Raw genomic sequence first — 23,448 nt, 5'->3', positions numbered from 1 at the left:
GGCTGGTGACGGTGTTTTCGCCCCCGCCGTCCCTTCCAGCCCCGGGGCTCTGCCCCTGGCCCCCCGCTCCTCGAACTCCCCCGAGCTCTTCGAGCAGGGAGGTGCCCCCGGAGGGGCCGGGTTTCGGCCGGAGGGGCCGGGGTGCGGTCAGAGCAGGGTTTTCAGTTTGTCGGCCAGTAGGTCCCAGCGCCACTTCTCCTCGATCCAGGCCCTGCCCCGCTCCCCCATGCGGCGGCGGAGTTCGGGGTCGGCGAGGAGGGTGATGATGCGGTCGGCGGACTCGGCGGGGGTGTCGCCCCGGACGACCCAGCCGGTCTCGCCGTCGAGGACCGCGTCGGGGGCGCCGCCCGAGTCACCGGCGACGACGGGCAGGCCGGTCGCGGAGGCCTCCAGGTAGACGATGCCGAGCCCCTCCACGTCCAGTCCGCCGCGCCGGGTCCTGCAGGGCATCGCGAAGACGTCCCCGGCGCCGTAGTGGGCGGGCAGCTCGGACCAGGGCACGGCGCCGGTGAAGCGGACGGAGCCGGCCACTCCGGTGTCCTGGGCGAGCCGGCGCAGGTCCTTCTCGTAGGGCCCGCCGCCGACGATCAGCAGCACGGCGTCCGGCTCGGCGGCCAGGATCGCGGGCATGGCGCGGATCAGCGTGTCCTGCCCCTTGCGCGGCACCAGCCGGGAGACGCAGACGACCACCGGACGGTCGGTCAGGCCGAGCCGGGCCCGGACCTCGTCGCCGCCGGAGCCGGGATGGAAGGTCTTCTCGTCGACCCCGGGCGGCAGCCGCACCATCCGCGAGGCCGCCCCGGGCGTGAGCGCCCCCGCGATCCGCGCGCGCGTGTACTCGCCGAGATGGGTGATCGTGTCCGTGGACTCGCCGATCCGGCGCAGCAGTTGCCGGGCGGCGGGAAGCTGGGCCCAGCCCGCCTCGTGGCCGTGGGTGGTGGCCACGATCCGCTCGGCGCCCGCCCGGCGCAGCGCCGGCGCCATCAGCCCGAGCGGCGCCGCCGCCCCGAACCACACCGAGGTGCACCCGTGTTCGCGCAGCAGGGCGGCGGCACGCCGGGTCGCCTGCGGGGTCGGCAGCAGCATCGGCGTACGGGCGCGTACGACGGTGAAGGGCTGCTCCGCGTCGAAGGCGGCGGTCGCCCGGACGCCCTCCCGGGAACGCTTCCACGTGGACGCGTGGACGACGAGCCGTTCCGGGTCGAGCCGCAGCGCCATGTTGTGCAGAAATGCCTGGATGCCGCCGGGCCGGGGCGGGAAGTCGTTGGTCACGATCAGGGTCTTGTGCATCGTCGCCGACCCTACCGAACCGCCGGGACCCGGCACCGGACCGGTGAGCACGACGAGTACGGCGAGGGGGTACGGCGGGCCGCTGTGGCACGCTCACAGACCGCCGGGACATCATGGTCCCTCAGGACCGCACACCGACGGGCAGGGATCACGTGAACACGAGGGGCTCGCGCGGATCCCCGGCTTGGCCGCTGGTCCTCTGGGGACTGACGAGGACCGTCCTGCTGCTGTGGGTCCTGAAGGTGGTCGTCTTCCCCGGCCCGGACGTCACCAGCGACGTGTCCGGGATCTACCGGGGCTGGTACGACGTCCTGCGCACCGGAACGTTCCCGCTGGACGACGTGACCTGGCAGTACCCGCCCGCGGCGGCGCTGGCGATCCTCTCCCCCGGCCTGCTGCCGTTCCTGGAGTACGCCACGGCGTTCTTCGTCCTGGTGTTCCTCGCCGACCTGGCCACCCTGGTACTGCTGCTGTACGCGGGCCGACGGCCGGGCCGGAGCCGTCGCGGCGCCTGGGTGTGGGTGGCGGGTGTGCCGCTGCTCGGGCCGACGGTGTACGCCCGCTACGACGTGATGGTGACCGCGGTGGCGGTGGCCGCGCTGCTGGCCGGTGCCCGGCGTCCTCGGCTGCTGGGGGCGCTGGCGGCCTTCGGCGCGTTGCTGAAGGTGTGGCCGGTGATGCTGCTGCTCGGTGTCCGCCGGCGTTCCGCGTGGGTGTCGGCCGCGGTGACCGGTGTCGCGGTGGCGGGCGCCTTCACGGTGCTCATGCCGGGCGCGTTCGCGTTCCTGGGTTCTCAGCGCGACCGGGGCACGGAGGTGGAGTCGCTGGGCGCGCTGGTCTTCCATGTCGCCCGGCACCACGGCTGGGACGGCCGGGTGTTGCTCAACTACGGCTCGGTGGAGTTCCTCGGCCCCTATGTGACCTGGGTGAGCACGGGCGCCATGGTCCTGACCGGGGCGGCCCTGGCCTGGCTGGTGCTGTGGCGTCTGCTGGCCACCCGCTTCGAGCCGCACACCCTCGCCGACGCCGCGTTCGTGGCGGTGCTGATGTTCACCACGACCAGCCGGGTGATCAGCCCGCAGTACCTGGTGTGGCTGGTCGGGCTCGCCGCGGTCTGCCTGTGCCACCGTGAGAGCCGGATGCGGCTGCCGGTGGCCCTGGTGCTGGCCGCGTCGTTCGTGACGGTGCTGGAGTTCCCGCTGTGGTTCGCGCACGTCGTGGCCAGTGATCCGCTCGGCATCGCCCTGCTGTTCCTCCGCAACGGCCTGCTGGTGGCCGCCACCTTCCTCGCCGCCCGCACCCTGTGGCGCGCGACGGTCCCCCGAAGGCTCCCACCCTCGGCCTCCGCTCCCCCTCCCCGGAGCACCACGAGGGCACCGGTTTCCTCCTGATCCCGGGGCTGGGTTCCCCGTGCGACGGACGCCCGGGACCAGGTCAGCCGAGTTGCTCGCGCAGGTAGTCCTGCCAGGCGATGGTGAAGGCCTCCGGTGTGGTGCCGAGGGTCCGGCGCATCGCGTCCGCGACCGCGCCGTCCCGCTCCGCGTGCGCGCCCACGGCGCGGTAGAACGCGCCGAGGCGTTCCTCGCCCCAGCGCTCCGCGATGAGGCGGCAGGCCATCCAGCCGCTCTCGTAGGCGCGGGCGAGGCCGTCGGCGTCGCCGGAGAAGCCGAAGTCGTCGTCGGCCGGCAGCCCGGAGGGCACTTCTCCGTATCCCACCGCACGGGCGAGTTCCGGCGCCACCTCGGCCGGGACGCGGTCGCCACCCCGGTAGCCGACCCAGTCGGCGAAGCCCTCCGACAGCCACAGCGGGGTCGAGGCGGTGGTGTGGGCGCGGGTGGCGACATGGGTGGTCTCGTGGGTGACCACGACCTGCCGGCCGAGTCGCCGAGCAGCCCGAAGGCGTCCGGGTTGACGATGACCCGGTCCGCGGGTGCCCTCGCGTCGGCGCCGGTCTCGCCGGTGGTGACGGCCGCGATCCCCCGGTAGGAGGAGGCGGGCGAGTCCAGCAGCCCCGCCATGTCCTCCAGGGAGCCCGGGACCAGGACGACGACGCGCCGTTCCCACCGCGGGCCCCACGCGTTGGCCACCGACGGCACCGCGCGGTCGGCCAGTTCGGCGTAGTCGCGCAGTTTCCCGTCGGGCTGCCCGACACCGAGCACCAGGCTCCGTTCCCCGTGCACGGCACGCACCGCGCCCTGGTCCCACAGCTGCCGGCCGGCCTTCTCGGCCGGCCGGTCGGAGGCGACGGACCACCGGCCGTCGTCGTGCCGGGTCAGGCGCAGGGTGCGGGCGGTGGTGACCGGGGCCCGGTCGTAGCCCGCGACGCGGTAGCCGAGGTCGGCGTCGACGGTGGCGGTGTCGCCCGTGCGGCGCATCGCGGTCACGCTGTAGGTCCAGTCGGCCAGCGGCACCTCACGCAGGCTGTCGTACCCGGCCCGGGTGCCGGTACGGGCGTAGGCGGCGGCGTCGTGGCCGAGGACGGCCCCGGCCCGCCGGTCGAGCAGTGCCTGCACCTCGGCGCGGGCGCCGTCGACGGCCGGCCGGTTGCCGCATCCGACCAGGGAGACGAGCAGCAGACACAGCGCCGCCACCGGCGCACCCGGCACCCACCCTCGACCAGCCACCCTCGTGAGGGTACGGGTGCGGGCCGCTCCGGTCAGACCCTGGTGACCGAAGAGACCGGCATCATCCCGACGGGGTCGTAGCGCACGGGGGCGCCGGGGTGGGGCGCGTGGATCACCTGACCGTTGCCCGCGTACATCCCGACATGGCTGGCGTCGGACCGGTAGAGCACCAGGTCGCCGGGCCGGGCCTGGGAGAGCGGGATCTGCCGGCCGGCGTGCCGCTGGGCCTGCGAGGTACGGGGCAGGGCCACCCCGGCGCGCGCGTACGACCATTGCATCAGGCCGGAGCAGTCGAAGCCGGAGGGCCCGTTGGCGCCCCAGACGTAGGGCGAGCCGAGGGCGGAGCGGGCGGCGGCGACGGCGGCCGCCGCGCGGCCGGAGGCGGCCGCGGCCCCGAGCGGGCCGACCGGGCCGGGCACATCGGCGCGGCCGGAGCGGGTGGCCCGGTCGTAGGCGGCGCGTTCGCCGTCGGAGAGGGCGTCGAGCAGCCGCCTGGCCTCGGCGAGTTTGCGCTCCACGGTCTTCTTGTGGGCGGCGGCCGCCTTGCGGCTCCGCTCCAGCTCGCCCAGTTCGCGGGACGCCTCGGCGCGGTCCTGGTCCAGGGAGTGCTTGGCCTTCTGGAGTTCCTTCAGCCGGCCTGGCGGACGGTGAGCCGGTCGAGCACCGAGGCCCGCTCGAGGTAGTCCTCCGGGTCCTCGGAGAAAAGCAGCGTGAGGGAGGGGTCGAGCCCGCCGGAGCGGTACTGCGCGCCGGCCAGCGAACCGAGCGACTCCCGCAGGGTGTTGACACGCTCCTGCTGCCGGGCGATCCCGTCCTGGGCGGTGTTGACCCGCTCCCGCAGGGTGTCCGCGCGGGAGGCGGCCTTGTTGTACGCCTCGGTCGCCCGCTCGGCCTCCTCGTAGAGGCGGTCCACGTCGGCCCGGAGGTCGTCGTGCGGGGTGGCCGTCGCCGGTACGGTGCCCAGGGCGGCTGCCGCCGCGGACAGGAGACCTACGGCGACGGTGGTGCCCCGGTCGAGACCGGGGGAGGGTGCAAGGCGTCGATGGGACCCCACGGGGACCGCGCTCCTTCCGCTGACGGACAGGGAAACGCGGCAGACAGTAGCCCCCGAGGCGGGCGGCCGACCAATGACCTCGACGGCCACGCACGGTGACGCCCCGCCTCTGACCGCAGGTCACAGGCGGGGCGTGGGGCCGGACGGCGGGCCACGATTCCCCCGAACGGAGGCACGCGGCCCCGCCGCGACCGGCGGGAGTACGAGGCGGGTCCGACAGACCCTGGGCTTGTCCGGCCCTAGACGCGGACACCGAACATGAACGGGCCGCCGATGGTGTTCATCGACTCGTAGCGGACGACGGTGCCGCTGCGCGGGGCGTGGATGATCTGGCCGTTGCCCGCGTAGAGACCCACGTGGTGCAGGTCGTTGAAGAAGAAGACCAGGTCGCCGACCTGGAGCTGACTGGCCGAGTAGATCCTGGTGCCCGCGCCGGTCTGCGCCTCGGAGGTGCGCGGGATGCCGACGCCGGCCTGGGCGTACGCCCAGGAGGTGAGGCCCGAGCAGTCGAAGGAGGACGGGCCGGTGGCGCCGTAGACGTAGGGGGTGCCGAGCTTGCTCTGGGCCGCGGCGAAGGCGGCGCCGGCGCGGCCGGAGCCGCTCGAGACCGGGGCGGAGGTGCCGGTGCCGGTGTCGGTGGCCTTGAGGACCTGCCGCTCGCTGGCGCGGGTGGCGCGCTCCTCCTCCTCGGCGAGCTGCGCCTTCTCCTCGGCGGTGAGGGTGTTGAGCAGCTTCTGCGCGGCGCCCAGCTTGCCCTGGACTTCCTTCTTCTTGTTGCCCAGCTCGGTGCGGGTGGAGGCGAGGTCCTCGAGCTTCCCGGAGGCCTCGGAGCGCTGCTGGGCCAGCTCGCGCTGCTTCTCCTGGATCTTCTTCAGCGCGTCGACCTGCTGGGTGCTGAGCTGGTCGAGGGTGGACGCCTTGTCGAGGTAGTCGTCCGGGTCCGCGGAGAGGAAGAGCTGGAGCGAGGGGTCCAGGCCGCCGCTGCGGTACTGGGCGCTGGCCATCGAACCGAGGCCGTCACGCAGCTCGTTGAGCTCCTGCTGACCCTTGGCGACGTTGTCCTGGATGGTGGAGATCTCCTTCTGGAGCTTCTCCTGCTTCTCCTTGGCACCGTTGTACTTCTCGGTGGCCTGCTCCGCCTGCTGGTAGAGCTTGTCGACCTTGGCCTTCACCTCGTCCTTGCTCGGCTTCTCGCTGGGGGCCGCGTTGGCGGCCTGCGAACTCAGGACGACGGCAGCTGCGGCAGCGGTCGTGAGCACGGTCACACGTGCCCGGTTCGGCTGCTTGGGACGACGGTGGGACGCCACGGAGGCGAGCTCCTTCTTCCTCCAGCCGCCTACCGACACGCCGGTGGGCGGGGGCCTCCGCCGTCGCCACCCCATGTGAACGATCACCCGAGCGGAGGTTCGAGGCCTGACCCTAGTGATTCTCTTGTGATCAGTTCAAATCCTCGGGCACAAAATCTACGTCACAGTGCGTTTCTTTACCCTCAACTCACCTGCAGTGATATGGGATTGACGCTACGTCGCGCGAATACCACATCAATTCGGGCAATCCACAGGTACGTTGCGGTTGGGACTTACGTTCTGGATGGGACGTACCGTGCCGCCGCCACCGCCGGGCTTCGCGCCCTGTGCCCTACGCCCGGGAGAAGCGCTTCAGCAGGACCGCCGACGCAACCGGGCGGGCACCCGCGCGGGCGACTCCGTCGGCGACCTCGCGGTCGGTGGAGACGACGATGACCGGCCGCCCCGGCGGCTCGGCCCGGACCAGCTGGCGGATCAGCTCGTCGGCGGTGACGCCGGGCTTGGAGAACAGCACCCGCACCCCGCGCGGCGGCGCCAGCAGCACGGGGGCGGCCAGTTCGGCCCCGTCGAAGACGCAGGTCACCTCGGCGCCGGTCTGCGCGGCGAGCCGGGCGAGCTGGCCGAGCACCCGCAGGCGCTGCTTCTCCAGCGGCATCTGGGGATAACCGGTCTTGGTGACGTTGTAGCCGTCGACGACGAGATGCGCCTGCGGCAGCGCCAGCAGCTGATCGAGGATGGCCGGGTCGCCCTCGGACAGCGCGCGGGCCGCGATGTCTTTGGGGGACATGCGCCCCGGTTCGACGGCGTCCACGGTCTCGGCGGGCCGGACGGACACGGGGGGCAGCGCGAGCTCGCGCCGGAGCCCCTGGGCGGCCTCCAGCACGGTGTCCAGGAGCAGCCGTACCCGCATGTCCTCGACGCTGCGGTCCTCCCGGGCGGCCCGGCGGACGGCCTCCAGGGCGGCCTCCGACTCTCCGAGACGCGCCTTGAGCCGCCGGCTCTCGCTCTCGGCGGCGGACACCTGCGCCTGCCCGTCGGCGCGGACGGCTTCCAGCTCCCCCTGCAGTTTGCGCAGCGCGGCCGCGCCGCGCTTGACGTCACTGAGCGCGGACCGCAGCTTGCGGTGCAGGGAGTCCACTTCTTTCCTGGCCGAGTCCAGGTCGCCGCGCAGCCGCTCGGTCTCGGACCTGGCGTGCTCGCGGGCGCGGGCGAGTTCGGCGCGCAGCCGCTCCACCTCGGCCCGGTTCTCCTCGTCGGCGCGCTCGGCGTCGGCCCGCTGGGCCTCCTCGCCGGCGGCGGTCACCAGCTTGACCCAGCCGGGCGGCCGTATGACATAGGCCGCGGCCGCCACGTCCAGCGGATCCGCGGCCGGGGGCGGGGAGCCTGAGTCGAGGGCGCCGGAGAGTTCCGGCTGGGCCTCTCTCAGCCGCTCCGCGATGCGCTGGCGGAACAGTGGTTCGCTCTCCAGCGCGGCGGCCATGACGTTGCCGGCGAACTTGGCGCGGCGGTTCGGGGTGAACCGGGCGTACTGCCGGAGCCGGGCGGGCAGCTCGGTGACCGTCAGCCCGCCGAAGCCGTCGGAGACGATCTGGACGACCCGGCGGCGCACACCGTCGGGCAACGGGCGGTCGAGCACCTCAGCGGCGCCGTCCTCCGGCCTCCCGCCCGCGGTCTCCACCATCCGTCACACCCCAATGCCTTTGTGTGACCCCGCGCGCGGGGTCTTCCGAGCGGGGCCCACTCCACTCAAGAGCCGGCACCCGGCCTGTCGACGAGTTCCACCTGATCCACGGCGTTGCACCAGCGGCACCGCACCGACTCGATCGTCTCACCGAGGACCTCGCGCTCCTCGACCTTCGGCTCCCCCGCCAGGTCGAGGTGGACGTACTCGACGACCCTGGACGAGCGGGTCACGTCGAATCGGGTGAGGTTGCCGCAGAGGGTGCAGCGCCACCGCGTCGAGGCAGTCGGCAGGGGGACCGTCATCGTGGTTCTTCGCCTTCCTTCCAGTGTCCGTGACGCGCCGGGCACCCCGGCGCGTGTGGCACGTAACCCTACGGCCTGGCGGGTCTTCGCCGCCCGCCCGTCCACGGCGGCGAGGCGGTCTGTGCGGTTGCGTCCCGTTACGTCATGCTCTGTGTCCATGATCCGTCACTGGGGGACGTCGGCCGCCAGGGCGTTGAGGCGCCCGTCGGCACCGGTGACCCACACCCTCATCGTCCTGTGCTGCCTGGTCTTCCTGATCGGGCCGGCCTCGGGGCTCGATCCGGCGTACGGGTCCGGGGAGGAGCTGCTGGCCGCGCAGCGGAGCCACTTCCGTCGCTGGGGCGTGATCCCCGCAGAACTGTTCGAAGGCTCCCCCGGCACCGCCCTCACCCCCGCCACGGCCCTGTTCGTCCACGGCAGCTGGGTGCATCTGCTCGGCAACATGCTCTTCCTCCATGTCTTCGGGACGATGGCCGAGGCGCGGATGGGCCGCCTGCAGTTCCTGCTGTTCTACGCCGGCTGCGGCTACCTGGCCCTGCTCGGGTACGCCGCCGCCCACATGGACTCCGAGCAGTCACTGGTCGGTGCCTCGGGGGCGATCTCGGGGGTCCTCGGCGCGTTTCTCTTCCTGTTCCCCCGGGCGCGGGTGACCAGTCTGCTGCCGTTCCTGTTCTTCCTGCCGGTGCGCTTCCCGGCCTGGGTCGTGCTGCCGTTCTGGGCGGTGTTGCAGTGGCTGGCGGCGATGCCCGCCTCCGACGGTCCCGGGGTGGCGTATCTGGCGCACCTGGTGGGCTTCGGGCTGGGCTTCTGCTGCGCGTGGGCGCGTTTCAGAGGGACGACTACAGTGAGAGCCGCCCCAGCTCCGGCCCCCGAGGGAGAGAACCAGCCGTGATCACCGCGATCGTCCTCATCAAGACCAGCGTGGACCGGATCCCCGAGATCGCGGAGCAGATCGCCGCGCTGGACAGCGTCAGCGAGGTCTTCTCCGTCACCGGCACCTACGACCTGATCGCCATGGTGCGGGTCCGGCAGCACGAGGACCTGGCGGAGGTCATCCCGGGCCGGATCAGCAAGATCCCGGGCGTGGAGGGGACCGACACGCACGTGGCGTTCCGCGCGTACTCGCAGCACGACCTGGAGGCCGCGTTCGCGATCGGCCTGGACAGCTGAGACGGCTGAGGCGGTTGCGCCCCTCGCGGGCGGCCAGCGCGTCGAACCCGGCCTCGCCGAGCGCCTTGCAGGCCGAGGCGAGGGCGTGGGCGCCGATGACGTTGGGCGAGCCCGCCTCGTGCCGGGCCGCGCCGTCGTGCCACAGGACGTCCAGCGAACCGTCCTCGCGCCGGGTGACGGTGCGGCTGGCGCCGCCGCCCGCGAGGTAGGGCTCGGCCTCCCGCAGCCAGTCGGCGCGGCCGGCCAGGACACCGGAGCCGAACGGGGCGTACAGCTTGTGCCCGGAGAAGGCGACCCAGTCGACGTCCAGGTCACGCAGCTCACCGCGCGGTGCGGGGCGAGTTGGGCGGCGTCCAGGACGATCCGGGCGCCGTGCGCGTGGGCGGCGGCCAGCTCCCGTACGGGCCACAGCTCGCCGGTGATGTTGGAGGCGCCGCGGACGGAGGGTTGCCGGACAGCCGGCCGGGGCCTGATGGCTGTCACTCATGACCTGGTCCGACATCCTGCCACACGGTCCACCACGCGCAGGGCGCGGTCCGGATCCCGGACGGTTCCGGACCGCGCCCATGTCGCGTCAGGTGCGGCTGGGCGGCCGGCCAATGGCCGGACGCGGCGGCGGTTCACGCGTTGCTGACCGCCACCCAGCGCTCCAGGACCCGCTTGGCGGCTCCCGAGTCGATGGAGTCGGCGGCCTTGGCCATCCCGGCCCGGATCTGCTCCACCAGGGTCCCGGTGCCCGGCTCCAGCGCCACCAGCGCCGCCGCCGAGTTCAGCAGCACCGCGTCCCGCACCGGGCCCCGCTCTCCGTCCAGCACCCGCCGGGCGACCTCCGCGTTGTACGAGGCGTCGGCGCCGCGCAGCGCCTCCAGCGGCACGGGCTCGATGCCGACGTCGCGCGGGTCGAAGCGCTCCTCGGTCACCTTGCCGTCCCGGACCACCCACACCCGCGAGGTGCCGGTGGTCGTCAGCTCGTCGAGACCGTCGTCACCGCGGAACACCAGCGAGGAGTGGCCGCGTTCGGCGAACACACCGGCCATGATCGGCGCCATCCTCGGGTCGGCGACCCCGACGGCCTGGGCCCGCACCCGGGCCGGGTTGGCCAGCGGGCCCAGGAAGTTGAACACCGTCCGGATGCCCAGCTGTCCTCGCGCGGCGGCCACATGGCGCAGCGCCGGATGGAACTTCACCGCGAAGCAGAAGGTGATCCCCGCCTGCTCGGCGACCTCGGCGACCCGCCGCGGGGTCAGCTCCAGGTTGACGCCGAGCTTCTCCAGGACGTCCGAGGCGCCGGACGCGGAGGAGGCGGCCCGGTTCCCGTGCTTGACGACCTTCGCCCCGGTGCCCGCGATGACGATCGAGGACATCGTGGAGATGTTCACCGTCTTGGCGCCGTCGCCGCCGGTGCCGACGATGTCGACGGTCTCCCCCGGCACCTCGATCGCGATGGCGTGGTCGTACATCGCCCGGACGCAGCCGGCGATCTCGTCGACCGTCTCGCCCTTGGCCCGCAGGGACACGGCGAACCCGGCGATCTGCGCGTCGGTGGCCTCACCGCGCATGATCAGATCCATCGCCCAGGCGGTGTCGTCGGCGGACAGGTCGTGTCCGTCCAGCAGTCCGTTCAGCAGAGCGGGCCAGGAGCGGCCCGCCGCGGTATTGCCTCCTGCGGGGGTCACAGCGCTCATCTGCCGCTCCTGGGTCATAGACAGGTGGTTAGGGGGTTCGTCTCCCACCTTATCCAGCCCGGAGCACACCGAAGGGCCCCCGTCCGGTCTGCGGACGGGGGCCCTTCGGCGTCGTGTGGCGACTTGGGTGTGGCCCACTGAACAGGTGTTCAGCGGAACAGGTGATCAGTGGTGGCCGTGGCCGCTCGTGATCTCCTTGTACTCCTCGACCGTCGGCTTCGGAATCTGGGACTCCTCGCCGTAGTACCCCTTGCTGAGCTTGGCGCGCAGTCGCTCGGTCGGCTTCACCTTGCGCTCGACGCCGTTCTCGTCGACCAGCGGGCCGATCTCGACCGGCGAGTACTGGTGGTGCGTCGTGAGGGTGTGCAGCTGCTCCTGGCTGAGCGGCTCGTGGACCTCGATGAACTCACCGTGCGGCAGGCGCTTGATGATGCCCGACTCGCGGCCGTGCAGCACCTTGTCCTTGTCCCGGCGCTGCAGGCCGAGGCAGATCCGCTTGGTGACGATGAACGCCACCACGGGCCCGGCGAAGAACCCGATGCGGACGAACCAGGTGATCGCGTTGATCGACAGGTTGAAGTGGGTGGCCCACAGGTCGTTGCCACCGCCGACGAGGGAGATGAAGTACAAGGTGATCCACGCGACGCCGAAGGCGGTGCGCGTCGGGGCGTTGCGCGGGCGGTCCAGGATGTGGTGCTCGCGCTTGTCCCCGGTGACCCAGGACTCGATGAACGGGTAGACGGCGATGGACACCAGGACCAGCCCGAAGACCATCAACGGGATGAACACACCCAGGACGAGCGTGTGGCCCCAGAAGTTGATCTCCCAGCCCGGCATCACCCGGACCAGGCCCTCGGAGAAGCCCATGTACCAGTCGGGCTGGGCTCCGGTGGAGACCAGGTCCGGCCGGTAGGGGCCGATGTTCCAGACCGGGTTGATCGTGGCGACCGCCGAGACGACGCAGAGCACACCGAAGACCAGGAAGAAGAAGCCTCCGGCCTTGGCCATGTACACCGGCAGCAGCGGCATGCCCACGACGTTCTTGTTGGTCTTGCCGGGGCCCGCGAACTGCGTGTGCTTGTGGTAGAAGACCAGGATCAGGTGCGCCACCACGAGGCCGAGCATGATGCCCGGCAACAGCAGGATGTGGATCGAGTAGAACCGGGCGATGAAGTCGTCCCCCGGGAACTCCCCGCCGAAGAGGAAGAACGAGATGTACGTGCCGACGATCGGCACGGACAGGATCGCGCCCTGCGTGAAGCGGATACCGGTGCCGGAGAGCAGGTCGTCCGGGAGCGAGTAGCCGGTGAACCCGGTGAACATGCCCAGGACGAGCAGCAGGAAGCCGAACAGCCAGTTGACCTCCCGCGGCTTGCGGAACGCGCCGGTGAAGAACACGCGCATCATGTGCACGAACATGCCGGCCACGAAGATCAGCGCGGCCCAGTGGTGGAGCTGCCGGATCAGCAGACCGCCACGGACGTCGAAGCTGATGTCCAGCGTCGACTTGTAGGCCTCACTCATCAGCTGTCCCTGCATCGGGACGTAGCTGCCGTGGTACACCACCTCGTTCATCGACGGGTGGAAGAACAGCGTCAGATACACACCCGTGAGGATGATGATGATGAAGCTGTAGAGGCAGATCTCACCCAGCATGAACGACCAGTGGTCGGGGAAGATCTTGCGCATGTTGGCCTTGGCCAGGGAGTAGATCCCGAGCCGGCTGTCCGCCCAGTCGGCGACCCGTTCGCCTGGCGCCTTCCCGCGGGAGCGGTTCGCGCCCGACGGGTTCGTGCTGCTGGTCGTGGTACTCATCCGCGCTCCCAGAATGCAGGACCGACGGGCTCGTCGAAGTCGCCGAGCGCTTCGAGGTAGCCCTCGTCGTTCACACCGATACGCAGCTGCGGCAGGGCGTGTCCGGCGGGACCGAAGATCACCCGGGCGCCGTCGGAGAGGTCGAAGGTGGACTGGTGGCAGGGGCACAGCGCGTGGTGCGTCTGCTGCTCGTACAGGGAGATCGGGCAGCCCACGTGGGTGCAGATCTTCGAGTACGCGACGATGCCCTCGTGCGACCACTCGAGCTCGCGCTTGTCCTTGATGTCGTCCGGCTGGATACGGACGATCATCAGGGCGGCCTTGGCGATCTCGGTCATGAACTCGTGGTCCTGCTCCTGCAGGCCCTCGGGCTTGGCGAAGGTCAGCGAGCCCACGATGATGTCGGACGGCCGCATGGGCTCGTTCGTGTTCATGTTGATGAGCAGCTTGCCCTTGGACCACAGGGTGTGGCGCAGCTTTTCCTCGGGCAGCGGCCCGAGGTCACGCAGCAGCACCACTCCGGAGAGCGGGAACAGGGCGAGCGCGCCGAACATGGTGTTGCGGATCAGCTTGCGCCGTCCGATCACCGACTCCTTGGCGCCCTGGCGGAAGTCGTCCATGACCTTCTCGCGGACCTCCGGCGGAGCGGAGATCGGGTGCCGCTCGTCGGTGAGCTCGTGGTCCGACATCAGCGTGCGGCCCCAGTGGACCGCGCCGGCGCCGATGGCGAACAGGGCGACGCCGAGGGTCGTACCGAGCGCGAAGTTCAGCGCGCCGATCCGACCGAGCGGGAAGATGTAGACGTTCTTGTCGATCGGGATCGTCACGAACGCGACGATGAAGGCGACGGTGGCCAGCATCGACAGCGTGAACAGGAGGGCGACCGTGCGCTCGGACCGCTTGGCGGCCCGCTCGTCGATGTCCTGGACCCGGGGCTCGTGCGGAGGCAGCCCGGGGTCGGCGAACGGGTTCTTCTCGTCCGCGACGCGGACCGCGCCGTGCGCGGGGCCCTGCGCTGCGGGCAGCTTCTCTTCGGGAGTCTCTTGGCTACTCATGACTTCCTGGCCTTTGCGGTCCGAGCGGCGACCCAGACGGCGACCACGATCAGCGCGCCGAGTCCGAAGATCCACGCGAACAGACCCTCGGAGACCGGGCCGAGCCCGCCGAGCGCCGTGCCGCCGGGGCTCGCGGTCTCCTTGCCGTTGACCGCGTTCACGTAGGCGATGACGTCCTTCTTATTCTGCTCCGACAGCGAACCGTCGGGGAAGGAGGGCATGTTCTGCGGGCCGGTCAGCATGGCCTCGTAGATGTGCTTGGGGTCCACGTCGTCCAGGCTCGGGGCGTACTTGCCGTGCGTGAGCGCACCGCCCTTGCCGGTGAAGTTGTGGCACTGCGCGCAGTTGTTGCGGAACAGCTCACCGCCCTTGGCGATGTCGGCACCCTCGGGGCTGTACTGCTCCTCGGTGGGAATGGCCGGGCCGGCGCCCAGGGAGGCGATGTACGCCGCCAGCTGGTCGATCTCGGCCTGGTTGTAGACGGCCTTCTTTCGCGGGAGTTGCGCGCTCTGCGAGGTGGCGGCCGGCATCCGGCCGGTGGCCACCTGGAAGTCAACGGCCGCGGCACCCACGCCCACCAGGCTGGGGCCGTCGGTCGTGCCCTGACCGCCGGTGCCGTGGCAGCTGGCGCAGCCGACGGCGTAGAGCTTCTTGCCCTCCTCGATGGCGAGGGACTGGGCGGTTTCGTCGGCCTGCGCCTTGCTCGCGGGTGCGAACACGGCGTACAGCCCCCCGGTGCATGCCAGCGCGAGGAGCAGAACGACGAGCGCCGCCAACGGGTGGCGTCGTCGTGCGGAGAGCTTTTTCACGGATTACCCCGGTGTCAGGATTTTCTGCGTCGATGCTTCTGGTGGTTGCGCTCTTCGAGCGCGCGGATACGAGCCCGCCTACTTGATCATGTAGATCGTGGCGAAAAGGCCGATCCAGACGACATCGACGAAATGCCAGTAGTAGGACACGACGATGGCCGCCGTCGCCTGGTCATGGGTGAACCTCCTAGCCGCGTAGGTCCGGCCAAGGACCAACAGGAAGGCGATCAGGCCGCCCAGAACGTGCAGGCCGTGGAAGCCGGTGGTCAGGTAGAAGGCCGACCCGTACGGGTCGGAGGAGATGGTCAGGCCGTAGTGCTTGACCAGCTCGGTGTATTCCAGTACCTGACCGCCGATGAAGACCGAGCCCATGATGAACGTGACGATGAACCACGCCCGGAGCTTCTTCACGTCACCGCGCTCGGCTGCGAACACGCCGAGCTGGCAGGTGAGGGAGGAGAGCACCAGGACCGTGGTGTTCGTCGCCGAGAACGGGAAGTTCAGGGTGTCGGCCTTCTCCGACCAGAAGTCGGGTCCGGTCACCGATCGCAGGGTGAAGTACATCGCGAAGAGGGCCGCGAAGAACATCAGCTCGGAACTCAGCCAAATGATGGTTCCGACGCTGGTGAGGTTCGGTCGATTGACCGACGGGTGCGCGTGCCCGGTGTCTACTGTCGTTACTGTCGCCACGCCGACATTATGTCGGTCGCTTATCCCGCCCTCACCCCGGGGGTGCTGTTAGGCGCGTTCGCCCCTCGTGCAGGGCCCGGATGGCCCACCGAAGCGGCGTCCGAACCAGTGTTGACAAGCTGCCGGAAGGGGTAGCATCCGCGCCATCGGCACGCGCGGTTCCCGACGATGCCGAGCCCCCTCAGAAGCGTGGAGGAACAATGCAGGCGACCGCCACGGTGCTGGTCTACAGCGACAACGCCCACACCCGGGAGCAGGTGCGGCTCGCCACCGGCCGGCGGCCGGCCCGGACGTGCCCGTCGTGGAGTTCCTGGAGTGCGCGACCGCCCCGGCCGTCCTCAAGGAGCTGGACCGGGGCGGCATCGACGTCTGCGTCCTGGACGGCGAGGCCACTCCCATGGGCGGCATGGGCGTGTGCCGGCAGATCAAGGACGAGATCTTCGCGTGCCCGCCGGTGCTGCTGCTCATCGGCCGACCCCAGGACGCCTGGCTGGCCACCTGGAGCCGTGCGGAGGCGGCTGTGACGCTGCCGGTGGAGCCGGTGGAGTTCGCCTCGGCCCTCGCCTCCCTGCTACGGCAGAAGAGCGCCCTGAACGCCTGAACGCGCGGTCCTCACGGACGCGGCGCTCGCGGTGCGGCCCTCATGCCGGCTGCGGGCGCAGTCGCGCCTTCTCCTCGGGGGCGTGGCCTGCCGCGGCGCCGCCCGTCAGGGCGCTGCCCGCGCGCCACTCGGTCCAGCTGAGGTTCCAGTCGCCGAAGCCGTTGCCGAACGGCTCCATCTCGTCGCCGCCCGAGTTCACGACCGTGACGAGGTCACCCCTGCGGACGGTGTTGAAGAACCACTCGCCGTCGCCGGTGCTCATGCCGACGCAGCCGTGGCTGACGTTGGCGTACCCCTGGGAGCCGACGGACCAGGGGGCGGCGTGCACGTACTCGCCGCTCCAGGTCACCCGGGTGGCGAAGTCGACGGACATGTCGTACGACTCGGACGAGCCCTCGGCTATGCCTATGGAGCTGCTGCGCATCCGTACGGTGCGTTCCTTGCCGAGGACCACCTTGACGCCGTTGCGCGTCTCGAACCCGGGCTTGCCGGCGGTGACGGGGATCGTCCTTATCTTCTCATCGCTCTTGTAGACCGTCAGCTGGTGCGACGCGACGTCGGTGACGGCTATGACGCGGTCGCCGGTCCTGATCGTCAGTGGTTCGGCCCTGTCGCCCCGGAGACGGTCGTTGATCCTGATGCCCTCCAGGGTGCTGCGTATCCGGACGGTGGCGTTCTCGGGCCAGTAGTCCTTCGGGCGGAAGTGGAGCTTCTTGTCGTCCACCCAGTGCCAGGAGCCGTCCACCAAGGGCGTGGAGGACACCTTCAGGCCGTGCTCCACGACGGCGCGCTGGGCGGGGTCCTCGACCGGTGCCGTCAGCTCGGCGGTGAGCGGCTGGCCGACGCCGTAGGTGCCCGCCTCGGGGCCGAAGGTGACCCCGAGGCGCTTGGTGGTGGGCTTGCCGGTGACGAGGGTGAGGACCTTGCGGCCGGGGGCCCCGCCCTCGTCCTCGGTGCTCACCCGGACCGTGTAGCTCGCGTCGGCGACGAGCGGGGAGGTGCTGTGCCAGCGGCTGCCGTCGGCGGCGAGTTCGCCCGCCACGTGGCGGCCCTTGGTGTCCACGGCCGTGACGTCGGTGATGCGTCCGCCGGAGTCCTCGGCGACGAGTTCCAGGGGCTTGTCCGGGTCGGCCGTCCCGCTCTCGGCGGTGGGGCCGCTGAAGGAGATCTGGTCCGCCGCGTCATAGGGCTCGGCGGACAGCGGATCGCCGGCGGCGGAGCAACCGGCGACGCCCGCATCGAGGGCGATCACCAGCAGCGTGCAGCCGACGGCGGTGCGAATTCGCGGATCACGTCTCATGAGCTCACGCTAGGGAGCCTTGTCAACTCCGGCGCGCCGGGCGACTCGAACGAGTGACGCTTGATGTGGCAGACGCAGGGCCCGGACGCTCCTGACGGAGTGTCCGGGCCCTGCGGCGCGCAACATGTGCTACTGGGTGCGGTTCTCACCGTGGTAGTACTCGAAGACCCAGCCCCAGATGCTGAGCAGGATCAGCGGCAGCGCGAAGTACATCAGCCACCAGCCGACGGCGATGGCCAGGAAGGCGACGGCGCCACCAAGGCCCAGACCGAGCGGCTGCCAGCTGTGCGGGCTGAAGAACCCGACCTCGCCGGCGTCGTCGGCGACGTCCGCCTCCTTGTTGTCCTGCGCGCCCACGTCGACCCGCCGGGCGGTGAAGCCCAGGTAGAAACCGACCATGATGCTCAGGCCGAAGGCCAGGAAGAGGGCCGTGGTGCCCGCCGGCTCCTTCGACCACACGCCGTAGACGACCGCCACGACGAGCAGGAAGAGGCTCAGCCACATGAACATCTTGCCCTGGATCTTCACTTGCCGGCCTCCTTACCGCCGGAGAGGACCTTCTCACCGGGACCGGCGTTCTCGAGCTGGTCGAGGGCGGCGATCTCCGGGTGGTGCAGGTCGAACGCCGGGGATTCGGAGCGGATCCGCGGCAGGGTGAGGAAGTTGTGCCGCGGCGGCGGGCACGCGGTGGCCCACTCCAGGGAGCGGCCGTAGCCCCACGGGTTGTCGACCTCGATCTTCTTGCCGTACTTGGCGGTCTTCCAGATGTTGTAGAAGAACGGCAGCAGCGACATGCCGAGCAGGAACGAGGCGATCGTGGAGACCGTGTTCAGCGCGGTGAAGCCGTCGGCCGCGAGGTAGTCCGAGTAGCGGCGCGGCATGCCCTCGGCGCCCAGCCAGTGCTGGACCAGGAAGGTGCCGTGGAAGCCGATGAACAGCGTCCAGAAGGTGACCTTGCCGAGCCGCTCGTCGAGCATCTTGCCGGTGAACTTCGGCCACCAGAAGTGGAAGCCGGCGAACATCGCGAAGACGACCGTGCCGAACACCACGTAGTGGAAGTGCGCCACGACGAAGTACGAGTCGGTCACGTGGAAGTCCAGCGGCGGCGAGGCCAGGATGACGCCGGTCAGCCCGCCGAACAGGAAGGTCACCAAAAAGCCGATGGACCACAGCATCGGCGTCTCGAAGCTCAGCGACCCCTTCCACATGGTGCCGATCCAGTTGAAGAACTTCACCCCGGTGGGGATGGCGATCAGGAAGGTCATGAAGGAGAAGAACGGCAGCAGCACGCCGCCGGTGGCGTACATGTGGTGCGCCCACACCGTCACCGACAGACCCGCGATCGCGATGGTGGCGCCGACCAGCCCCATGTAGCCGAAGATCGGCTTGCGGGAGAAGACCGGGACGATCTCGGAGACGATGCCGAAGAACGGCAGCGCGATGATGTACACCTCGGGGTGGCCGAAGAACCAGAACAGGTGCTGCCACAGCAGCGCCCCGCCGTTGGTCGCGTCGAAGATGTGCGCGCCGAACTTCCGGTCGTACTCGAGCGCGAACAGCGCGGCGGCCAGCACCGGGAAGGCCAGCAGCACCAGCACGCCGGTGAGCAGCACGTTCCAGGTGAAGATCGGCAGGCGGAACATCGTCATGCCGGGGGCGCGCATGCAGATGATGGTGGTGATGAAGTTGACCGAGCCGAGGATGGTGCCGAAGCCCTGGAGGGTCAGACCCATGATCCACATGTCGGAGCCGGCGCCCACCGAGCGGACCGCGTCGGACAGCGGGGCGTAGCCGGTCCAGCCGAAGCTGGCGGCCCCGTCCGGGGTGAGGAAGCCGCCGAGCGCGATCAGCGAGCCGAACAGGTAGAGCCAGTAGGCGAACATGTTCAGCCGCGGGAAGGCGACGTCGGGCGCGCCGATCTGGAGCGGCATGATCCAGTTCGCGAATCCGACGAACAGCGGCGTCGCGAACATCAGCAGCATGATCGTGCCGTGCATCGTGAACGCCTGGTTGAACTGCTCGTTCGACATGATCTGCAGACCGGGCCGGGCGAGTTCGGCGCGCATCACCAGCGCCAGGATACCGCCGATGCAGAAGAACACGAACGACGTCACCAGGTACATGGTGCCGATCGTCTTGTGGTCCGTGGTCGTCAGCCACTTGACCACGATGTTGCCGGGCTGCTTGCGCCGTACTGGCAGCTCGTTCTCATAGGAGTCCACAGCTACCGCGGCACCCTGGGGTTCGTTGAGGATGCTCACAGCTTGTTCGTCTCCCGGTTCTTCTCGTGGCTCGTCTGCGCGATGCCGGCGGGAACGTAACCGGTCTGCCCCTTCTCCGCGAGCTCCTTGAGGTGCGCCTCGTAGCGCTCGGGGGAGACGACCTTCACGTTGAACAGCATCCGGGCGTGGTCGACGCCGCAGAGCTCGGCGCACTTGCCGAGGAAGGTGCCCTCACGGTTGGGGGTCACCTCGAAGGCGTTGGTGTGGCCCGGGATGACGTCCTGCTTCATCATGAACGGCACCACCCAGAAGGAGTGGATGACGTCGCGCGAGGTCAGGACGAACCGGACCCGCTTGCCCTCGGGCAGCCACAGGGTGGGGCCCGGGTTGTTCGTCTGCGGGTTCCGCGTGGAGGGGACACCGCAGTCGTTGACACCGCCGGCGTTGGCCGGGAATGCCTCCTTGTAGCGGTCCGGGATCGCGTCGAGTTCCTTGGCGGTCTTCGCGTCGCCGGAGGAACCGTCGACGTTCTCGACGTAGTTGAAGCACCAGCTCCACTGGAAGCCGACGACGTTGACGGTGACGTCGGGCTTGGCCTCGAGCTTCATCAGCTCGGACTCGTCCCGGGCCGTGAAGTAGAAGAAGACCGACACGATGATGAGCGGAACCACGGTGTACAGCGCCTCGATGGGCATGTTGTACCGGGTCTGCGGAGGTACCTCGACCTTGGTGCGGCTGCGCCGGTGGAAGAAAGCACTCCACAGGATCAGGCCCCACACCAGCGCGCCGATGGCGAGCGCGGCGGCCCAGGATCCCTGCCACAGGGAGAGGATTCGCTCGGCCCCCTCTGACGTGGGGGTGGGCATACCAAGGCGGGGGAAGTCCTCCCATGTGCAACCGGTGGCGGTTGCCAGGACCAGGCCCGCGGTCAGTGCCTGCAGCAGCTTCCGCCGCGTCGGGCGCCGCGGCGAGCGGTCGGAGCCGTTGGGACTCACGTAGCGCCTTCCCGAGAGTCTCGCCCGCGCTGTACGGCTGCGGCCTGGCCTTCTCGCTGGTCGGTCGCCGCCCTGCGTCGGGCAGGGGTTTGGATGTTTATGCGGACCAAACCCTAGCCGACGCCTTTCGGAGGCTCGCGGGGAGGGGGGCATACGCGCCGCCCGTCACCCCGAAGGGACGGGAAGGGGAGCGCCCTCTCGCCTGAAAGTACCGCTCGTACGGGGAGACTCGGCAGGCGGGGCGGGTGTGGGGCGGGGCTGATGTGGGTACGGAGGAGGCGGGTCGTTCGTCCTTCCCCGTGGCGGAACCGCGGAGGCGCATGACCCCCTCGCCGTTCAGCGGCCGGGCCACGACTTAACGTTGCCTTATGGCCTACTTTGACGCCGCGTCCGCCGCTCCCCTCCACCCCGTCGGCCGTCAGGCCCTGCAGGCCGCACTGGACGAGGGGTGGGCGGATCCCGCACGGCTGTACCGGGAGGGCAGGCGGGCCCGGTTGCTGCTGGACGCGGCGCGCGAAGCGGCCGCCGAGGCGGTGGAATGCCGCCCGGACGAGCTGGTGTTCACCCCGTCCGGCACGCGGGCGGTGCACGTCGGGGTCGAGGGGGCGCTGGCCGGACGGCGACGTGTCGGACCGCACCTGGTCGTGTCCGCGGTCGAACACTCGTCGGTGCTCCATGCGGCGGAAGTGCACGAGGCCGGGGGCGGGTCGGTCACCGAGGTCGCGGTGGACCGTGCGGGGGCCGTGGATCCCGCGGCGTACGCGGCGGCTCTGCGGCCGGACACCGCGCTGGCCTGTCTCCAGTCGGCCAATCACGAGGTGGGGACCGTGCAGCCGGTGGCCGAGGTGGCCGAGGCGTGCCGGGCGGCCGGCGTACCGCTGCTGGTGGACGCGGCCCAGTCGCTGGGCTGGGGGCCGGTGGCGGGCGACTGGTCGCTGCTCACGGCGAGCGCCCACAAGTGGGGCGGCCCGTCGGGCGTCGGGCTGCTCGTGGTGCGCAAGGGGGTGCGGTTCGCTCCCCAGGGGCCGCTGGACGAGCGGGAGTCGGGGCGGGCCGCAGGGTTCGAGAACATCCCGGCGGTGGTGGCCGCGGCGGCGGCGCTGCGGGCGGTGCGCGCCGAGGCGGCCGAGGAGGCGGCCCGGCTGCGGGATCTGACGGAGCGGATCCGGACGCGGGTGCCGGCCCTGGTGCCGGACGTGGAGGTGGTCGGTGATCCGGAGCGACGGCTGCCGGGGATCGTTACCTTCTCGTGTCTCTTTGTCGACGGGGAGACAGTGCTGCACGAGCTGGACCGCGCGGGCTTCTCCGTCTCGTCCGGTTCCTCGTGCACGAGCAGCACGCTCACCCCGAGCCATGTGCTGAGGGCGATGGGGGTGCTCAGCGAGGGCAACGTCCGGGTCTCGCTGCCGCCGGGGACGGAGTCCGAGGACGTCGAGCGGTTCCTGACCGTCCTGCCCCGAGTGGTGGCGGAGGTGCGGGAGAAGCTGGGGGCGCCGGTGGCGGCCGGGGCCGCAGGGGCTGCGGAGCGCACCGACGGGGGAGGCGGCGCCCTGGTGGTGGACGCGCTGGGCCGGCGCTGTCCGATCCCGGTGATCGAGCTGGCCAGGGTGATCGGCGACGTGCCGGTGGGCGGCACGGTACGGGTCCTCGCGGACGACGAGGCGGCCCGGCTGGACATCCCGGCGTGGTGCGAGATGCGCGGGCAGGAGTACGCGGGCGAGGAGCCGGCGGACCACGGCTCGGCCTATGTGGTCCGCCGGCTCTCCTGAGAGCCCCGAACAAAATGGGCGCCCGCCCGGGGCGTCAGGCCAGGTGCTTCTGCACCTCGGCCGCGGGCTCGTCGCCGTAGGCCTGCGCGAAGCGCTCCATGAAGTGGGCGCGGCTCAGCTGGTACTCCTGGGTGCCGACGGTCTCGATGACCAGGGTGGCGAGCATGCAGCCGACCTGCGCGGCGCGCTCCAGTGAGACGCCCCAGGCCAGTCCGGAAAGGAACCCGGCGCGGAAGGCGTCGCCCACGCCGGTCGGGTCCATCTTGCGCTCCTCCTGGGCGCAGCCGACCTCGATGGGGTCCTCACCGGCGCGCTCGATGCGTACGCCCCGGGCACCGAGGGTGGTGACGCGGTGGCCGACCCTGGCGAGGATCTCGGCGTCGGTCCAGCCCGTCTTGGTCTCGATGAGCCCCTTCTCGTACTCGTTGGAGAAGAGGTAGGTCGCCCCGTCCAGCAGTACCCGGATCTCCTCGCCGCTCATCCGGGCGATCTGCTGGGAGAAGTCGGCGGCGAACGGGATGTTCCGGGTGCGGCACTCCTCGGTGTGCCGGAGCATGCCCTCCGGGTTGTCGGCGCCGATGGAGACCAGGTCGAGGCCGCCCACCCGATCGGCGACGGTCTTCAGCTCGATCAGCCGGGCCTCGCTCATCGCGCCCGTGTAGAAGGAGCCGATCTGGTTGTGGTCGGCGTCCGTGGTGCACACGAAACGGGCGGTGTGCAGCGTCTCCGAGATGCGGACGGACGCGGTGTCGACGCCGTGCCGGTCCAGCCAGGCCCGGTACTCGTCGAAGTCGGAGCCCGCGGCGCCGACGAGGATCGGCCGGGTGCCGAGCTGGCCCATGCCGAAGGCGATGTTCGCGCCCACGCCGCCCCGGCGCACGTCGAGCTTGTCGACCAGGAAGGAAAGCGAGACCGTGTGCAACTGGTCCGCGACGAGCTGGTCGGAGAAGCGCCCGGGGAACGTCATGAGGTGGTCGGTGGCGATGGAGCCGGTGACTGCGATGCGCACGGCGTGGACTCTCCTGAGGGAGGGGGGATTGACACCTCACGCTATCGGGTGGGAGCCGTCCGTTTGA

18 protein-coding genes and 4 pseudogenes are annotated in these 23,448 nt (G+C 70.6%); 5 read left to right on the top strand and 17 right to left on the bottom strand.

Annotated features, from left to right (window positions below; translation table 11 throughout):
* Window positions 1–147: 147 nt before the first annotated feature.
* Window positions 148–1,290 (bottom strand): glycosyltransferase family 4 protein, encoded by a 1,143-nt coding sequence (locus WJ438_RS29890; RefSeq protein ID WP_406727978.1) that lies wholly within the window; start codon window positions 1,288–1,290, stop codon window positions 148–150.
* A gap of 113 nt (window positions 1,291–1,403) precedes the next feature.
* Here WJ438_RS29890 and WJ438_RS29885 point away from each other — a divergent pair, with 113 nt between their 5' ends.
* A complete protein-coding gene (locus tag WJ438_RS29885; RefSeq protein WP_406727977.1) occupies window positions 1,404–2,681 on the top strand; it encodes a glycosyltransferase 87 family protein in 1,278 nt (425 codons plus the stop codon).
* 43 nt (window positions 2,682–2,724) lie between these two features.
* Here WJ438_RS29885 and WJ438_RS29880 read toward each other — a convergent pair.
* The 5 genes and pseudogenes from WJ438_RS29880 to WJ438_RS29860 form a co-directional block, all read right to left on the bottom strand.
* Window positions 2,725–3,914: pseudogene (locus WJ438_RS29880) on the bottom strand (hypothetical protein).
* Window positions 3,915–3,946: 32 nt separating this feature from the next.
* Window positions 3,947–4,968 (bottom strand): annotated as a pseudogene (locus WJ438_RS29875) (NlpC/P60 family protein).
* Between the two features lie 239 nt (window positions 4,969–5,207).
* Window positions 5,208–6,275 (bottom strand): NlpC/P60 family protein, encoded by a 1,068-nt coding sequence (locus tag WJ438_RS29870; RefSeq protein WP_406727976.1) that lies wholly within the window; start codon window positions 6,273–6,275, stop codon window positions 5,208–5,210.
* A 331-nt stretch (window positions 6,276–6,606) separates the two neighbouring features.
* Window positions 6,607–7,956, bottom strand: coding sequence for an NYN domain-containing protein (locus WJ438_RS29865; protein ID WP_406727975.1), 1,350 nt, complete (start codon window positions 7,954–7,956; stop codon window positions 6,607–6,609).
* Between the two features lie 65 nt (window positions 7,957–8,021).
* Window positions 8,022–8,261 (bottom strand): hypothetical protein, encoded by a 240-nt coding sequence (locus WJ438_RS29860; RefSeq protein ID WP_055573821.1) that lies wholly within the window; start codon window positions 8,259–8,261, stop codon window positions 8,022–8,024.
* A gap of 157 nt (window positions 8,262–8,418) precedes the next feature.
* Here WJ438_RS29860 and WJ438_RS29855 point away from each other — a divergent pair, with 157 nt between their 5' ends.
* Both WJ438_RS29855 and WJ438_RS29850 read left to right on the top strand, forming a co-directional pair.
* Window positions 8,419–9,153: a rhomboid family intramembrane serine protease gene (locus WJ438_RS29855; RefSeq protein WP_406727974.1), complete on the top strand. Its 735-nt coding sequence runs from the start codon at window positions 8,419–8,421 to the stop codon at window positions 9,151–9,153.
* The gene (locus WJ438_RS29850) at window positions 9,150–9,431 is read left to right on the top strand and encodes an Lrp/AsnC family transcriptional regulator (RefSeq protein WP_406727973.1); all 282 of its coding nucleotides are present in this window, start codon (window positions 9,150–9,152) and stop codon (window positions 9,429–9,431) included. The genes WJ438_RS29855 and WJ438_RS29850 overlap by 4 nt, the downstream gene beginning before the upstream one ends.
* A gap of 22 nt (window positions 9,432–9,453) precedes the next feature.
* Here the strand turns inward: WJ438_RS29850 and WJ438_RS29845 are convergent.
* From WJ438_RS29845 to WJ438_RS29820, 6 genes and pseudogenes are all read right to left on the bottom strand, one after another.
* Window positions 9,454–9,872, bottom strand: a pseudogene (locus tag WJ438_RS29845) (aminotransferase class V-fold PLP-dependent enzyme); the annotation flags it as partial.
* 179 nt (window positions 9,873–10,051) lie between these two features.
* Window positions 10,052–11,116, bottom strand: a complete 1,065-nt coding sequence (trpD, locus tag WJ438_RS29840) for an anthranilate phosphoribosyltransferase (protein WP_406727972.1) — start codon at window positions 11,114–11,116, stop codon at window positions 10,052–10,054.
* A gap of 165 nt (window positions 11,117–11,281) precedes the next feature.
* Window positions 11,282–12,931 carry a cytochrome bc complex cytochrome b subunit gene (locus tag WJ438_RS29835; protein WP_406727971.1) on the bottom strand — a complete coding sequence of 550 codons (1,650 nt, stop codon included), beginning with the start codon at window positions 12,929–12,931 and terminating at the stop codon, window positions 11,282–11,284.
* A complete protein-coding gene (locus tag WJ438_RS29830) occupies window positions 12,928–13,986 on the bottom strand; it encodes a Rieske 2Fe-2S domain-containing protein (protein ID WP_406727970.1) in 1,059 nt (352 codons plus the stop codon). Before WJ438_RS29830 ends, WJ438_RS29835 begins: the two co-directional genes overlap by 4 nt.
* Window positions 13,983–14,795 carry a c-type cytochrome gene (locus WJ438_RS29825; RefSeq protein ID WP_406727969.1) on the bottom strand — a complete coding sequence of 271 codons (813 nt, stop codon included), beginning with the start codon at window positions 14,793–14,795 and terminating at the stop codon, window positions 13,983–13,985. The genes WJ438_RS29830 and WJ438_RS29825 overlap by 4 nt, the downstream gene beginning before the upstream one ends.
* Before the next feature lie 78 nt (window positions 14,796–14,873).
* On the bottom strand, window positions 14,874–15,485 hold the full coding sequence (locus WJ438_RS29820) for a heme-copper oxidase subunit III (protein WP_406727968.1): 612 nt from the start codon (window positions 15,483–15,485) through the stop codon (window positions 14,874–14,876).
* Window positions 15,486–15,685: 200 nt separating this feature from the next.
* Here WJ438_RS29820 and WJ438_RS29815 point away from each other — a divergent pair.
* Window positions 15,686–16,086: pseudogene (locus WJ438_RS29815) on the top strand (hypothetical protein).
* A 40-nt stretch (window positions 16,087–16,126) separates the two neighbouring features.
* Here WJ438_RS29815 and WJ438_RS29810 read toward each other — a convergent pair.
* From WJ438_RS29810 to coxB, 4 genes are all read right to left on the bottom strand, one after another.
* Window positions 16,127–17,386, bottom strand: coding sequence for an Ig-like domain-containing protein (locus WJ438_RS29810; protein WP_406727967.1), 1,260 nt, complete (start codon window positions 17,384–17,386; stop codon window positions 16,127–16,129).
* A 129-nt stretch (window positions 17,387–17,515) separates the two neighbouring features.
* Window positions 17,516–17,914: a cytochrome c oxidase subunit 4 gene (locus tag WJ438_RS29805; protein WP_406727966.1), complete on the bottom strand. Its 399-nt coding sequence runs from the start codon at window positions 17,912–17,914 to the stop codon at window positions 17,516–17,518.
* Window positions 17,911–19,647, bottom strand: coding sequence for a cytochrome c oxidase subunit I (gene ctaD, locus WJ438_RS29800; RefSeq protein WP_406727965.1), 1,737 nt, complete (start codon window positions 19,645–19,647; stop codon window positions 17,911–17,913). The genes WJ438_RS29805 and ctaD overlap by 4 nt, the downstream gene beginning before the upstream one ends.
* Window positions 19,644–20,603 (bottom strand): cytochrome c oxidase subunit II, encoded by a 960-nt coding sequence (gene coxB / locus WJ438_RS29795; RefSeq protein ID WP_406727964.1) that lies wholly within the window; start codon window positions 20,601–20,603, stop codon window positions 19,644–19,646. Before coxB ends, ctaD begins: the two co-directional genes overlap by 4 nt.
* A gap of 368 nt (window positions 20,604–20,971) precedes the next feature.
* Here coxB and WJ438_RS29790 point away from each other — a divergent pair, with 368 nt between their 5' ends.
* Window positions 20,972–22,372: a cysteine desulfurase/sulfurtransferase TusA family protein gene (locus tag WJ438_RS29790; RefSeq protein ID WP_406727963.1), complete on the top strand. Its 1,401-nt coding sequence runs from the start codon at window positions 20,972–20,974 to the stop codon at window positions 22,370–22,372.
* A gap of 34 nt (window positions 22,373–22,406) precedes the next feature.
* On the opposite strand, the gene WJ438_RS29785 is transcribed toward WJ438_RS29790, so the two are convergent.
* Window positions 22,407–23,381, bottom strand: a complete 975-nt coding sequence (locus WJ438_RS29785) for a carbohydrate kinase family protein (RefSeq protein WP_406727962.1) — start codon at window positions 23,379–23,381, stop codon at window positions 22,407–22,409.
* Window positions 23,382–23,448 lie beyond the last annotated feature (67 nt).

It is taken from the genome of Streptomyces sp. GD-15H (assembly GCF_045291515.1).
Classification (GTDB): Bacteria; Actinomycetota; Actinomycetes; order Streptomycetales; family Streptomycetaceae; genus Streptomyces.
The sequence above is the reverse complement of the archived record's forward strand: the minus strand, read 5'-3'. Positions and strand labels throughout refer to the sequence as shown.

Excerpts from the sequence above, each read along its gene's own strand:
- WJ438_RS29890 (WP_406727978.1), bottom strand. The coding sequence starts at position 1,290 with ATGCACAAGACCCTGATCGTGACCAACGACTTCCCGCCCCGGCCCGGC.
- WJ438_RS29885 (WP_406727977.1), top strand. The coding sequence starts at position 1,404 with ATGGTCCCTCAGGACCGCACACCGACGGGCAGGGATCACGTGAACACG.
- WJ438_RS29865 (WP_406727975.1), bottom strand. The coding sequence starts at position 7,956 with ATGGTGGAGACCGCGGGCGGGAGGCCGGAGGACGGCGCCGCTGAGGTG.
- WJ438_RS29860 (WP_055573821.1), bottom strand. The coding sequence starts at position 8,261 with ATGACGGTCCCCCTGCCGACTGCCTCGACGCGGTGGCGCTGCACCCTC.
- WJ438_RS29855 (WP_406727974.1), top strand. The coding sequence starts at position 8,419 with ATGATCCGTCACTGGGGGACGTCGGCCGCCAGGGCGTTGAGGCGCCCG.
- trpD (WP_406727972.1), bottom strand. The coding sequence starts at position 11,116 with ATGAGCGCTGTGACCCCCGCAGGAGGCAATACCGCGGCGGGCCGCTCC.
- WJ438_RS29835 (WP_406727971.1), bottom strand. The coding sequence starts at position 12,931 with ATGAGTACCACGACCAGCAGCACGAACCCGTCGGGCGCGAACCGCTCC.
- WJ438_RS29830 (WP_406727970.1), bottom strand. The coding sequence starts at position 13,986 with ATGAGTAGCCAAGAGACTCCCGAAGAGAAGCTGCCCGCAGCGCAGGGC.
- WJ438_RS29810 (WP_406727967.1), bottom strand. The coding sequence starts at position 17,386 with ATGAGACGTGATCCGCGAATTCGCACCGCCGTCGGCTGCACGCTGCTG.
- WJ438_RS29790 (WP_406727963.1), top strand. The coding sequence starts at position 20,972 with ATGGCCTACTTTGACGCCGCGTCCGCCGCTCCCCTCCACCCCGTCGGC.